Consider the following 12605-nt stretch of genomic DNA (forward strand, 5'->3'; position numbering starts at 1 on the left):
TCAGCTAGCCCTGACTCCCCTCTCCCCCAAGGGGTTTTCGCATGATCGTGAGCACCGTCTCGTACCGGAAAATGGTTCCGTCTTCTCGTTCTTGATCCCAGGCGCTGTCCTCAGTCCGGATGGCCTGATAGCCCAGCCGCTCATAAAGTGCCTGCGCACGCGGGTTGCTGATTTCGACGCCAAGCTGTGCCCACGCCAAACCCCTTGCGCTGATTCGCTTTTCGGCCTCACGCATGACATGTGCGCCAACGCCACACGACTGCAGCACGGGGTGAACCGCGACCTGCCAGATCACGCCTGCGTCTGGCGCTTCGGTGTAGGTGATGCCAGCCTTGCCCACACAACGGCCCGAGGGCAGAAACACCCCGACATATTCCGCGTCGCCGATTCTGCCGATTTCCTTGGCGACCGCGTTGAGGTGTGTCTGGCCGCCAGCCCACATGAGGCCGGGCACATCGGCGAGCGTCAGATCACGTGTCTCCAGTGTGAGGTTCACTGCTGCCAGCCCAGCGCGGCGAAGTTCGTGGTCGTGTTTAGCGCTTGGCGGATGTAGTCCACGACATCGGCCGGCAGAGCTGTTGGGTTCACCCAAACCAGCTCGCCGCACTTGTCAGGCTCACCGATCTGTGGCTCGCCCTCCCACGCGCTCACACGGAAGATGAGGTCGACATATTCATCGTCTTGCGCGCTTTCCCTGCGGCGGTGCAGCACCTTCGCGAGCTCTACGTCCTGTCTGCGGACCGTCAGGCACAGCTCTTCGTTCAGCTCACGGATCAGCCCACTGACCGCGTCTTCATCCCCGTCGAGGTGCCCCGCAGGCAGACTGAGCTGACCGTCCCGGTAGCCGGAGCCCTTGCGGCGCAGCATCAACATCTCGCCGTCGCGCTCCAGGACGCCATAAACCGCCACGCAGGCCTTGAACTTGGCCATCAGAGCGGGCTGTTACCTGTGTGGAAGTGTCCGGGGTGAACTTCCTCCGCCGTGTGCGGGCGCTCTTTGTTGACGCCGCTCTTGCGCCGCCCAGCAATCACCGCAAGCAACACGATGATCGCCACGATCGCGATTCCCGCCCAGGCCAGTCCACTCATGCCGCCACCTTAGCGCTAGTCGAACCATTCGGGTTGACCAGCGGCAATGAGCTCAGCGAGGAAGACCCGGTCATGGAACGCCTTGTGCAGCAACACCGCCAGCCGCTCGACGGCGACCCGGTCGGTGCTGGTGGCCGCGAACATGCCCGCCTCCGGGTCATAGCGCACGAGCGCGTCCAGATCCGGGGCATGATGCACGACCGCTGACTGGGCCACCCCGGCCCAGCCGTAGCCGTTGCCGGAGTACCCGTGCTCGTCGAAGACTTCCATCACGTCGAGCATGTCGATGTCGGTGAGAATGACGGAGTGGCTGCCCTCGTATTCACTGAACCTAAACGGATCCAGATCGCTCATCGGGCGACTGTATCGCGTCCACTTAGGACAGCACCGAACACCTTGGCCAACTCCTCGGCGTCCTCGCCGGCGTGATGCGTGTGCGGGATTCCGTACAGTCCGACCGCTTTGATGATGTTCGTTTTGCGCGTCTGCACCCACTCACATCCGGTCAGGCCCATCCAATAGCTCCGCAGATCGACGCCGGAACCCGTTGCCCCGAACGGGCTTTTGCCAGTGAACCGGGTGAAATACCAGTGCACGAACATCCCGTCCCAAACCGCGGGCGCCGCAAGGAACACAGGCCTGCCAACTTTGCGCAATCCGTTCACCCACACGGCGGCCGCTGTCATCGCCTCTTCCGCTGACGGCGCCTCCCGGATGAGCCTGTCCCGGTCGAGCCCGGAGACCGCGAGCGCCTCAGGCGAGTACTCATCGGAAATGGGCTTGATCTCGGTGTAGAACGTGAGGTCATGGCCGACGGCGGCCATTCCCAGCGACAGCATGCTGTAAGGCCCCGGGATCGGCCCATCGGCCTCCACATCGACCGCGACATAGATCTCGGGCAGGGTGGGCATGGAATGTCTCCCGTTGTTTGTAGGGTTTGGGGTATGGCGATTTTGGATGAGCTGATCCGCTGCATCGACACCGAAGGCGAAGACAGCCCACGAGCCTACGAGCTGGTGGGCGAGCTGACCGAGACCCAAGACAGGAGTCTGTCGCCTGACCTCGTCAACGCGCTACGCAAATACGTGATGGCCCGCAACCCCTTCGGGCGAAACATGATCGCCTCCGCTTACGCCGAGATCGAGGGCTTTGACGCCCTGACGATCCTGCTGCGCGCGTCCTCGGTGGAAATGGGCAACGAAGAAGACCACGAGACCCTGCAAAGCATCATCGTCGACATCATCTCGATCGACCCGTCCCGTGCGCTGAAGGTCATCGACGAGCTGGCAGCTGACCCCAACCCGCGCATCAAGTCCGTCGCGTCCTGGGGCCGGGAAATGGTCGCCTTCGTCGCCGAAGAATAGACGCAGCACCAGCAGTAGAGCTGGCGATTCCTAACCTGCGATCCGCCGTGCCCAACGGACCTCGCCTTCGTCGTCAGAGTAAATGAGCGCCAAGATAACGTCGCTGTCCGACGTGGGCGACAGACTCAAGTTGGCTGGGCCAGAAAACCACACCACGGCAGACCCAGTGGGTGAGACTGGAGTGGCAGATCCAGCCGCGTCACCCGTTGTCCACCCTTGCGCGGTGAGCTCGGGCGTAGCGTCGGCGAACCAGTCGTAATGCTCAGCCAGGACGGCGTATGCCGAACCCCAGAACGTGCCCTGCGTTTTGCCGTCGACCGAAATGCCTTGACCACTCATGATTCGTGGCGGAATCACTCGCTTGTCCAGCGCGGAGAACGTGAAGTCGCCCCGGTCGAGGTGGGCGCCTGTCCAGGTCACTTTCGCCATGAAGCCAGTGGCCAGGAACCCTGTCTTGCGGTCCTCAACACCGGTGAACTCTTTCAACGCGGCGTGGAAGGTCTGCTCGTCGATAGCGCGGAACTCGACCTGGACCTCAATAGCGTCACCGCCGCGGGCCCATTCGTGCTCACGCTGCTTCGCTAGCACCACCATTGTTGCCGCCACCCGCTACCACCGCAACGGCTCCGACTGCTGCGGCTACACGCACCCACCACTTCACCGCGAAATCGTCACACGCTTGGTCAAATCCGTGTGCCCCATGCGAGTTTCCTAGCCGGAGTTCTGCGGGAACAGTTTGCGCCACTTCTCGGCCGCGCGGACCATGTCGCGGCCGACGTGGCTGAGGAACTGGCTGGCTGAGTGCAGTCTTGCCCCCGCTGGAGTTTGCGTTCCGAGGACTTCGGCGCCGCGTTGGACTGCCTCAGCCAGCACCGCGTTCATTTGTGCGCTGGCAAGCCATGCCTGGTACCAGACGTCGCCGTCGATGACGTAACGGTCGCGGCGCAACTTAGGGTCGCGCTCACGGCGTACGAGCTCTTGGCGCTCCAGGTCACCAATCGCCTTCGAGACCGACGCCGGACTGACGCGCAGCTGCGCCACCAACTCGCCAGCGGTGAGACTACCACTGTCGGTCGTGTAGAGGCACGCCAGCACACGAGCGGCCATCGGCGACAGTCCTGTTTGGACGGCTATTTCGGCTAGCTCGCGCTGAAAGTCCAGTACACCCTGGGATGTTGTGGAGGCCGCGGCCTGACGGGGAGCGACTGGCTTGCGCACGGAACGGCCTTTGGTCGCCTGATGCGCCCGCCCCGCGCGGTAGTCCCGAGCCCCACCGTTGCGCGAGACCTCCCGCGTGATGGTTGATGTCGGGCGCCCCAGGAGCCGTGCGATCTCGGCGAATCCGAGCCCGTCAGCAAGCCCGGCGGCGATCTGCTGGCGGTCCGCTAAGGAAAGTCTGCCTCCCGGCATGAACCTGGCCTCCTTGTAGCTTTCGTGTCATCTCATTGCAACGAGCCATTGCATTTGCGGTCAGCTTCGTTGCAACGATTTCATTCATTCTAGCTCTAACAACACGGTTTTCAAGCGATGATGGCGTTTGCGTTTTCCTAAACGCAACGTAGCGTTTAGGACATGAGAAACATTGCGAGGGTACGCGAATGGCACCGCCCGTTGGCCATCAACACCGGCCTAATGGTGGCCTTGGTGCTCGTCTCCGGCATCGGCATTCTGCTCGACGACCGGGTGCTGCTGAACGAGTCCGTGTGGCTGAAGCCGCTAAAGTTTGGCATCGCCTTCGCGCTCTACTCTGGCGTCCTAGCTTGGCTCATCACGAAACTGCGCAAGGCCAAGCGGTTCGGCTGGTGGGCGGGCACGGTTTTCGCTATCGCCGCCACCGCTGAAGTCGCGGCCATCACGGCCCAGGCCGCTCGCGGAACGTTCAGTCACTTCAACGCCAACGTGGACGATCCGTTCACGGTGGCTATGACGCAGGTGTTTACTTACGGCGTGGCCGGGCTTTTCCTTACCCAGCTTATGATCGCGTCACTGGTGCTGTTCCAGGGAACCGGTGACCGGGCACTGAATCGTGCTGTCCGCTGGGGATTAGCGTTGGCGACAGTTGGCATGATGTTGCCGATTTACTGGATGTCCACGAACATCAATGAGCGCGTTTTGGTTGACGCTAACGGGACGCGGGTCACGATGTACCAGGGGCATGGCATTGGCGACCCCGACGGCAACGGCATGGCTCTGACTCACTGGAGCACCACCGGCGGCGACTTCAGGGTGCCGCATTTCGTTGGCCTGCACGGCATTCACGTGCTCCTGCTGCTGACCGTCGCGCTGGTCGCCTTGTCGCATCGCCTGGTGTGGCTGACATCCGTTGTCCGGTCTCGCCTGATGCTCGTCTTTGCCCTTGCCTACTCTGGCCTTCTCGCCGTGATCACCTGGCAAGCCGGCCGCGGACAGTCCCTCATCCACCCGGACCGCATGACCCTGCTCGCGTTCGCAGGAGTGGTTGCCTTCGCACTTGTCGCATCAGCAGGCGTCGTCATCGTCGCCAAGCGCCGCGTTCAGCCCTCACTTGCGATGTCGTAGTCGCTTGCCCTGGCGATAGTCAACGGTGACGGCGAAGGTTTTCTTCGCTGTCACCGTGTTGGCCGTGCAAACGTCCTACTTGAGCGTGATCGTCATGTTCACACCAGAGTCCGGATGATAGGACCACGACGCGCGAAAGCCGTCCCAGTCAGCAGACCGGCGCCCGTCGAGCGCGCGAGTCGCACCGATCTCTGACCTAACCGCGTCTGTCACCTCAAGCTCATCCAAGAAACACTCAAGCTGACTAAACGTTATCCCCGACTGCTCTTCGCCCTCTGACTTCAGGATCAGCGTCTTGCCTCCATCGCCGACCGTCGCGTATGGGGACGAGGAAGCACATTTACTTTTCGCTGTAACAAGCGGTGACTCGACAGCGGCCCTAAGCGCGTCTGGAATGGACGGCCCCAGCTTCTGATACACGAGCCACATGGTCACACCGCCGACCGTAATGACCGCGATTAGTAAGGCGGCCAACAGAAACCAGAAGCTCTTTCCTCGCCGATTTGACGCTGAGCCCTTTGCCGATGGTGGGCTGCCAATGCGGAGTATGCAGTCTCCACCGGGGCTATCCTGAGTCACGTCCGAACTCCTGTGTGATGTGGTGGCATTACCGCCGGCCGCTGTTAAGGACGGTCTTCGGCAAGCGACTCGACGTGCGTTCAGATTGCAATAGGAACTACAGGTCCCATAAGGACTACCGAGCCACGGTTGGCTACTTCACGGATGCTCAACATCGTCGATTAGATAGTCACGAGGTCCAGACGGGCTAATCCGATCGATGGATGGGATCTGCGTCCTCTGTGAACCCGGCCCGGTCGCACCTGCCACAGCATTAAGATCACGTTAGAACGGTGGGGGTTGATCTGGACGGGGCCACGATCAGTCAGAAAATGTCCTGGATGGCAGTCCGGGGCATCGAACTCGCGCTTGCCGTGAGCGGACTGTTCTACTTCATCCTCGGTCCCGAATCACCGCCACAGGTGGCGCTATTTCTGCTCTGCTGGGTCACGGTGGCGTTCTTCTATCTGACCGTCGGCGCCATCCGTGTTCGCCGCACCCGTTTTGTCGGCGGCCGTCCGCCCCCGCCAGTCATAGGACGGCGGTTCAGCTTCCTGCTAACAGCAGCCGCCAGCCTCACCGGCCTCGGGGCAGCGCTTACTGTGCTCAGCAATGACGACGCTGAGTACGGTCCCGTCATCACCGGCCTCGGCGCGATGGCCATGGTTTGCGCGTGGATGCTGCTGCACGTTGGTTACGCGCGCTTCTACGCGACGTGGGCTTCAGACCTACGCTTCCCCGGCACAGGTCCTCCTGGCCTTGTTGACTTCTTGTACTTCGCGATGACACTCGGCGTATCGTTCGCGGTATCGGATGTCGAAATCCAGAGCAGGCCGTTGCGGTGGCACGTGATGGTCCACAGTGCCCTGAGCTTCTTCTACAACGCGATCGTGCTCGCGGTCGCCATCAACATCATCACGGGTAGATAGCTGGTGCGTCGATTCCATGTGAAAGCAGGCGTTATTGTTCACCAATGCCTAGCCGTCCCTTGCTTTTCTTAGACGTAGACGGGCCGCTCATCCCTTTTGGTGCCAACGCAAGTCAGCATTACTTCAGCTTCGACAGCGACTCAAACCCGCTACTGGCGAGACTCAACCCCAAGCTCGGGCCACAGCTTCTGTCATTGCCCTGCGATCTCGTCTGGGCAACGACCTGGATGGATGAGGCAAATGAAGTGATCGCGCCACGGCTGGGTGTGCCTGAGCTCCCGGTCGTGGATTGGCCTGATGAGGACGAGGTTTACGACGGTCTGCATTGGAAGACCCGCGGTCTAGTCGGCTGGGCTGCGGGCCGCACCTTCGTTTGGGTCGATGACGAGATCACCGAAGCGGACCGCCGATGGGTAAGCACACATCATGGCGGGGAGGCGCTGGCTTACCGGGTCGAAGCTCATCTCGGCCTCGCTGACGCCGATATCGCTGCCATCAGAACTTGGCTCAAGCAGGCCGCCGCAAACTAACCGCCCAAAGAACAGCGACAGGCGCCTATATCCACAAGGTGTGGAGAATCTAGGCTGATCGAAGTGGTGGCCCTGGCAGGATTCGAACCTGCGACGCACGGTTTAGGAAACCGACGCTCTATCCCCTGAGCTACAGGGCCGGCCTGTCGAGGATACATGCCGGCCTTCGGGGCATCCGAGCGAGTTCCAGCGCAGACGATAAAGCCCTACCGGTTGGGGCGGAGCGTCCACGTGACGGTCATTTCGCCGGTGGGCTTCCCGGCGGCGTCGGACAAGGCGACGAGCACGTCGAACTCGGGGCGCGTGCCCGCTTCCAACGCCTCGATGACCGAAGCGGCAGAGCCCACAAGGGTGGCCGAGGCCGTGACGGCACCCATCGCCAGCTTCTGGTACCGAATCGAAGCCGACACGGCCAAAGGCGTCACGCGGTCCAGGTAGGCGCCGAAAGCTTCTAGGACGATCGCGCCCGTGGCGGTTTCCGCCAAGGTGAACATGGCACCGGCGTGGGGGCCACCGACGTGGTTGTGCCAACGGGCGTCGTCTGGAAGCACGGCAACTGCCGACGTAGAACTAACAGACGAGAAGACAATCCCCAGCGTACGAGCGAAGGGCACAACATCCAGCAAAGGTGTCATGCCCCCACACGTTACTAGCGAGTAACCTTTACCGCCAGCCCACGTCGATCCGGTCGCCGCGGTCGTCGAAGAAATGCAGAGCTTCCATCCGCACGGACACGGCGAGCGGGTGACCCGAGCCGACCTGTGGATAGGGAGCCAAGCGCACGGCAAGTTCGGCGGGGCGCCGGTGGTGGCGGCCGTCGGACAGGACGCTCTCGCGCTGAACGGCAGCCCGGTCGACCACGGCGGTGGTGGCAGTGGCCTTGCCCTTGAACTTGCTGACCACGTGACCGAAACGCTTGAGGCGCGATCCGTTCTCGGACGTCTCATTGGGCTGGCGGCCGATTTCGTCCACGACCACAGCGGTAGCGCCGATGTCGACGAACGCCAGCGACTCGTGCCCGTGGTGCTCGAGGTAGCGGATGCGGCCGTGGAGCACGTCTCCGGGAGCGTCAGCTGACACGGGCGTCAACGCCTCGGCGCGAACGCCGACGACGATGCGCTCACCGTGGTAGTGCGAGACGGCACGCGCACGGATGTCGTTCCACTGCAGATACAGGGATTGCTCGCCGAAGTTGAGCTGAACGTATCGGTCTAGGTGCACATAGACCGAGGCCTCCAGCAGGTTCATGCGCGGGGAGCCCAGGAACGCGGCGACGTAAAGGGTCGCTGGCTTTCCGTAGACCTGCGTCGGAGTACCGACGTCTTGAAGGATGCCTTTTCGCATGATCGCCACGCGGTCGGCCATCGTGAGGGCTTCGGCTTGGTCGTGCGTCACGTAGATGGTGGAGACGCCGAGTTCCCTTACCAAACCTGAGATTTCGGCGCGCAGCTCGGCGCGCAGACCACTGTCCAAGTTGGACAGAGGCTCGTCCATGAGGAACAAGCCGGGGCGGCGGACGATGGCGCGGCCCATGGCGACGCGCTGGCGCTGGCCACCGGACAGTTGCGAGGGACGGCGGCCGAGGACGTCGCCGATGCCGAGAGCGGAAGCGACGTCGGCGACACGTTCACTGCGCGGCTCGGGCTCAACGCCGGACAGCCGAAGCGGGAAACCGATGTTCTCACCGACGGTCATGTGCGGGTAAAGCGCGAAGTCCTGGAACACCATCGCGATACCGCGGTCGCGGGGAGGCAGATCGTTGGCCATCTTGCCGTCGAGGATGACAGCGCCACTGCTGGGATCCTCGAGACCGGCCACCATGCGTAAGACGGTCGACTTACCGCAGCCTGAAGGTCCTAAGAGGACCATGAATTCCCCATCGGCAACCTCGAGGTTGACCTTGTCAACCGCCACGGTCCCGTCAGGGAAGACCTTGGTAACGTCTTTCAGGGCTACAGTCGTCACCGTCAAACCTTGGACATCAGGACGCATTCTTGCCAATCGGGTGAACGTGCCATGTTCATGACGTGACCAGGTAATTACATGGTGAGAAGGTTGGCCCGCTCTAGATCCGGCAGAAAGTCGACCTCTACGCAGCCGAATGGCGTGATATCCAGGGCCGAAAAACGTAAACCTTCCTCACCTATTGCCAGCTCAATGCCACGCTCGAAGTAGTCGCTGTCTTCACACTGTTCCAAATAGTGGACCAGCCGAGGACGGTCCACTGACGAGACATAGTTAATTCCAACGGCTTCGCCCAGCCCGTCATCGACATGCTTGGACAGCTCTTTAACGTATCCGTCACCATCAACGGTGTATTTAACTTCTTCTTCACCGACGCGCGCGGTGTTGACGGCGACGAAGGAGCCGTCAAACGTCAGCGCTTGGATGAGGCCCGGCACGAACACCACATCACCGTTTAGCCAGAGCACCCCGCCGGGCGGCACCAGCCGCAGCGCCCGCAACAGGCTCTTGGACGTGTTGGTCTGGTCGAAAATCTCGTTGTAGACAAATGACGCCTCGCCGCCCGCGGCCTCAAGGATCATCTCCAGCTTGAAGCCGACAACCACCGTGAGGTGCAGGTCCGCGCCGAACGCGCGATGCAGGTGGTCAATTTGCTGCCGCAGGATGGTCCGGCCATCGGCCAGCTTGGTCAGTGGCTTGGGATGGGGACGGCCTAATCTGGTACCAAGTCCGGCCGCCAAAATCACCACGTTCACACCGGCTCCCCCATGACGATGTGCCGCACGACTTTCTCGGCCGCCTGGCCGGACTCAAATTCACAGAACCGTTCGCGGAAAGCCTTACGCCGGTCCTCGTGCTCCCACACTTCACCGCTGGTGAAAATGTCGCGCAGCTCGTCTAGCGTCGACGCGACCGGTCCCGGTGGCGCGGCGAGCAGGTCAAAGTAGACGCCGCGACTGGCTACATATTCGTCGTAGTCGGGCGCGTAGATGACGATCGGCCGGCCCAGCAACGCGAAGTCGAACATGACCGACGAATAGTCAGTGATGAGCACGTCGGAGCGCAGCATGAGCTCCTCGATGCGCTCATCGCTAAGCGCGTCAAAGTAATGCGGCTTGATGGTGACCGTCGCCCCTGGGAGGTCTAGTGCCCGCGGCGGGATGAATCCGTCGCGAAACGTTGGGGCGTAAAGGACACGCAGCACCGGCCCTGGCTCCCACGTCGCGTTCACGAGCACGTCGTTGCGCGGGGAACCGTATTCGAGCGCCGTGAAGTCGCACGGATATGCCCGCGCCCAGGTCTGCGTCGCGTACCGGCTCGACGAGAGGCTGTAGTCCCACCGATCACAGCGCTTGAGCAGCTTGTCGACCGCGACGTCTGGCTCGTGCACACCCATCCGCTTCAACGGTGTGCCGTGGTGGGTTTGGAGGTGCACAGTGGCGGGCCGCTTGACGATGTCGCCTTCTAGATTGTCGTTGTAGAACAACCACTTCGCCCGTGCCAGGGTGCGGTAGTACTTGAGCGAGCCAATGACGGCGTGTTCAGTGTTCTTGGGAAGCCTTGAGACGTAACGTTTATCGACTATCCAAACGCGACGGACATGTGGCGTAAGCTTCTGCATAGCCGTGTCTATGGCTGCCGGACTGCATTCGTAACCGCGACCCCAGTAGGCACTGAACACCGCCATGTCCTGCAACGGTTTCCTTCGGTGCCACCAGTGATACACGAGCCCGGGCAATCGTTTGAGCTTCCGCTTGACATCCCCTCTGGGGAAATTCTTCAGTGGGTACGCCCGCCAGCCCGCGTGATAGAGCAGAGTTTGCTTGGCGCCACGTGGTTTGAGTCCGTGCCGGGCGGCGAAGGCGCGCAGGTGCCTGACGAACGTTTTGCGGTCCGCTCGCGGGACTCTTCCCGAACCGAGAACGAGCAGTCCATGCCCGATAACCGCTTGGCGCACATGCTCTTTCACGAGGCCGTCGTCCAGCCGGGCCAGCGCCCGCTCGTATTGCCCGAACAGCTCCGCATGACGGACCGTCTTGGAACTCAGGATGCTTCCAGTGCGCCGCTGACGATAGTAGAGGCACACTTTGTCGAGCGCGCTGATCGTCTTTGCCTTGGCTAGCAACGGATACGTGAACGGAATGTCCTCATACCATCCGTCGGGGAACGGGATTTTGAGCTCACGTAAGAAGTGTGTGCAGACCACCTTGTTCCACGCGACGCCGAAGTTTTGCAGCATCGCGGAGTACCCGCTGATGTTGAAGGTTGTTGGGGCTTCGGTGAGGAGGTGGGCGAGGCGATTGCGCCGCGTGGTGCCGTCTACAAAGGCACGTGCGTAGTCGACGATGAGAACGTCAGGCTCAAGTGCCCTGAGCCGTGCCGTGATCGCGCTTAGCGCGCCGGGGGCTAGCCAGTCGTCACTGTCGACGAACCAGACGTACTCGCCTGTGGCGTGCTTGAAACCAATGTTGCGTGCGGCGCCCAGTCCGCAGTTGCGTTCCAATGCCACCAGACGCACCCGAGCGTCCCGCTCAGCGAACTCGGCAATGATCTCGCCACACCGATCGGGTGACGCGTCATTTACGGCGATCAACTCGATGTCGGCGTCAGCATCGTCCAGAATGGATTCGAGGCACTCTCTGAGGTAGGCCTCAACCCGGTAAACCGGCACGACGATGCTGATAAACGGCACTTTATGAGGCTAACTCACGTTTGATGTCCTTGACTGCGAGTTAGCGATGAATGACCATGTGCGGGTGCGAGCCGATGACTGGGGACAAGATGGCGTTGACACCGACGTGCCAAACGCCGCGCGAATGTACGACTACTACCTGGGTGGCCTGCACAACTTTCCGGCCGACCGTGAGATGGCGCAGAGGGTTGTTGGCGCTTACCCCGCGCTGCCGGGCGTTCTTCAGCTGAACCGGGCATTCCTGCGGCGTGCCGTCAGATACCTGGTGCGCCAGGGCATCCGGCAGTTCATCGACCTCGGCTCCGGCCTGCCGACCGTGGGCAACGTGCACGAAGTCGCCCAGGCGGAAGCTCCTGACGCACGCATTGTGTACGTCGACGTTGACCCGACGGCGGTCTTGCACAGCCGCCTCATGCTCGTGGGCAACCCTGGCGCGACGGTGCTGCAGCTAGACTTGCGCAACCCTGAGCAGGTGCTGAGCCATCGTGACCTGCGCTGGCAGATCGACCTCTCCCAGCCTGTCGCCCTGCTCACCGTGGCCGTCATGCACTTCATCGGCGACGCTGACGACCCCGTCGGAATCATGGGCGCTTACGGCGCCGAGGTCGCTTCCGGGAGCTACATGGTGCTGTCACACGCGAGCGGTGACAATGAACCAGAGGCAGCGGAGAAGATCACTGCGCTCTACGCCCGCACGGGCAACCCGATGTACTTCCGCCCCCGAGCCGAAATCGAAGCCATCTTCGGCGACTTCGAACTCGTTCCACCTGGCCTCGTCGTGCCCAATGAATGGCACCCCGAGCTCGCGGACGCCCCCTTAGCCGAGATCGGCAACGTCTCCGGCTATTGCGGCGTCGCCCGCAAACCCTGACCGTTCCCGCGCCCTTTCCCGCCGCTCACTCGCAGCGCCGTCCCGCCTTTCCGCGCACCTTCCCACGCCG

General features: G+C 62.0%; 17 protein-coding genes and 1 tRNA gene. 5 read left to right on the forward strand and 13 right to left on the reverse strand.

Going from position 1 to position 12605, the window contains the following annotated elements; translation table 11 throughout:
* Positions 1-4: 4 nt before the first annotated feature.
* From A3E1_RS44130 to A3E1_RS0137405, 5 genes are read right to left on the reverse strand one after another with little or no spacing between them, the layout of a single operon-like run.
* Positions 5-496 (reverse strand): GNAT family N-acetyltransferase, encoded by a 492-nt coding sequence (locus tag A3E1_RS44130; protein WP_020525956.1) that lies wholly within the window; start codon positions 494-496, stop codon positions 5-7.
* Positions 493-930 (reverse strand): NUDIX hydrolase, encoded by a 438-nt coding sequence (locus A3E1_RS0137390; protein ID WP_020525957.1) that lies wholly within the window; start codon positions 928-930, stop codon positions 493-495. The genes A3E1_RS44130 and A3E1_RS0137390 overlap by 4 nt, the downstream gene beginning before the upstream one ends.
* Positions 930-1088 (reverse strand): hypothetical protein, encoded by a 159-nt coding sequence (locus A3E1_RS47615; protein ID WP_020525958.1) that lies wholly within the window; start codon positions 1086-1088, stop codon positions 930-932. Before A3E1_RS47615 ends, A3E1_RS0137390 begins: the two co-directional genes overlap by 1 nt.
* Before the next feature lie 15 nt (positions 1089-1103).
* Positions 1104-1442, reverse strand: a complete 339-nt coding sequence (locus A3E1_RS0137400; RefSeq protein ID WP_020525959.1) for an Imm51 family immunity protein — start codon at positions 1440-1442, stop codon at positions 1104-1106.
* Entirely contained in the window at positions 1439-1999 is a 561-nt protein-coding gene (locus tag A3E1_RS0137405; RefSeq protein ID WP_020525960.1) for a hypothetical protein, read from the reverse strand. The genes A3E1_RS0137400 and A3E1_RS0137405 overlap by 4 nt, the downstream gene beginning before the upstream one ends.
* Positions 2000-2032: 33 nt before the next feature.
* On the opposite strand from A3E1_RS0137405, the gene A3E1_RS0137410 reads away from it, so the two are divergent.
* Positions 2033-2452 carry a hypothetical protein gene (locus A3E1_RS0137410; protein ID WP_020525961.1) on the forward strand — a complete coding sequence of 140 codons (420 nt, stop codon included), beginning with the start codon at positions 2033-2035 and terminating at the stop codon, positions 2450-2452.
* Between the two features lie 30 nt (positions 2453-2482).
* Here A3E1_RS0137410 and A3E1_RS0137415 read toward each other — a convergent pair whose 3' ends face one another.
* Both A3E1_RS0137415 and A3E1_RS49275 read right to left on the reverse strand, forming a co-directional pair.
* A complete protein-coding gene (locus tag A3E1_RS0137415) occupies positions 2483-3046 on the reverse strand; it encodes a hypothetical protein (RefSeq protein ID WP_020525962.1) in 564 nt (187 codons plus the stop codon).
* 117 nt (positions 3047-3163) lie between these two features.
* On the reverse strand, positions 3164-3862 hold the full coding sequence (locus tag A3E1_RS49275; RefSeq protein ID WP_020525963.1) for a GbsR/MarR family transcriptional regulator: 699 nt from the start codon (positions 3860-3862) through the stop codon (positions 3164-3166).
* Between the two features lie 162 nt (positions 3863-4024).
* Between A3E1_RS49275 and A3E1_RS0137425 the strand changes: the two genes are divergently transcribed.
* Positions 4025-4990, forward strand: a complete 966-nt coding sequence (locus tag A3E1_RS0137425) for a hypothetical protein (RefSeq protein ID WP_026209213.1) — start codon at positions 4025-4027, stop codon at positions 4988-4990.
* A gap of 75 nt (positions 4991-5065) precedes the next feature.
* On the opposite strand, the gene A3E1_RS0137430 is transcribed toward A3E1_RS0137425, so the two are convergent.
* Complete coding sequence (locus A3E1_RS0137430) at positions 5066-5425, reverse strand: hypothetical protein (protein ID WP_157631980.1); 360 nt, start codon at positions 5423-5425, stop codon at positions 5066-5068.
* Between the two features lie 464 nt (positions 5426-5889).
* Between A3E1_RS0137430 and A3E1_RS45515 the strand changes: the two genes are divergently transcribed.
* Both A3E1_RS45515 and A3E1_RS0137440 read left to right on the forward strand, forming a co-directional pair.
* Positions 5890-6477, forward strand: a complete 588-nt coding sequence (locus A3E1_RS45515; RefSeq protein ID WP_157631981.1) for a DUF1345 domain-containing protein — start codon at positions 5890-5892, stop codon at positions 6475-6477.
* 44 nt (positions 6478-6521) lie between these two features.
* On the forward strand, positions 6522-7007 hold the full coding sequence (locus A3E1_RS0137440) for an HAD domain-containing protein (protein ID WP_020525967.1): 486 nt from the start codon (positions 6522-6524) through the stop codon (positions 7005-7007).
* Between the two features lie 64 nt (positions 7008-7071).
* Here the strand turns inward: A3E1_RS0137440 and A3E1_RS0137445 are convergent.
* The 5 genes from A3E1_RS0137445 to A3E1_RS0137465 all read right to left on the reverse strand — a co-directional run bounded on the left by A3E1_RS0137445 (position 7072) and on the right by A3E1_RS0137465 (position 11664).
* Positions 7072-7147: transfer RNA gene (locus A3E1_RS0137445), tRNA-Arg, on the reverse strand.
* 66 nt (positions 7148-7213) lie between these two features.
* A complete protein-coding gene (locus A3E1_RS0137450; RefSeq protein WP_026209215.1) occupies positions 7214-7642 on the reverse strand; it encodes a DUF4442 domain-containing protein in 429 nt (142 codons plus the stop codon).
* Positions 7643-7670: 28 nt separating this feature from the next.
* On the reverse strand, positions 7671-8972 hold the full coding sequence (locus tag A3E1_RS0137455) for an ABC transporter ATP-binding protein (RefSeq protein ID WP_026209216.1): 1302 nt from the start codon (positions 8970-8972) through the stop codon (positions 7671-7673).
* A 74-nt stretch (positions 8973-9046) separates the two neighbouring features.
* Positions 9047-9727, reverse strand: a complete 681-nt coding sequence (locus tag A3E1_RS0137460; protein WP_020525970.1) for a phosphocholine cytidylyltransferase family protein — start codon at positions 9725-9727, stop codon at positions 9047-9049.
* Positions 9724-11664 (reverse strand): bifunctional glycosyltransferase/CDP-glycerol:glycerophosphate glycerophosphotransferase, encoded by a 1941-nt coding sequence (locus A3E1_RS0137465; protein ID WP_020525971.1) that lies wholly within the window; start codon positions 11662-11664, stop codon positions 9724-9726. The genes A3E1_RS0137460 and A3E1_RS0137465 overlap by 4 nt, the downstream gene beginning before the upstream one ends.
* Before the next feature lie 64 nt (positions 11665-11728).
* Here A3E1_RS0137465 and A3E1_RS44140 point away from each other — a divergent pair, with 64 nt between their 5' ends.
* The gene (locus A3E1_RS44140) at positions 11729-12535 is read left to right on the forward strand and encodes an SAM-dependent methyltransferase (protein WP_040393156.1); all 807 of its coding nucleotides are present in this window, start codon (positions 11729-11731) and stop codon (positions 12533-12535) included.
* Positions 12536-12605: the final 70 nt, after the last annotated feature.

It is taken from the genome of Catelliglobosispora koreensis DSM 44566, assembly GCF_000379685.1.
Classification (GTDB): domain Bacteria; phylum Actinomycetota; class Actinomycetes; order Mycobacteriales; family Micromonosporaceae; genus Catelliglobosispora; species Catelliglobosispora koreensis.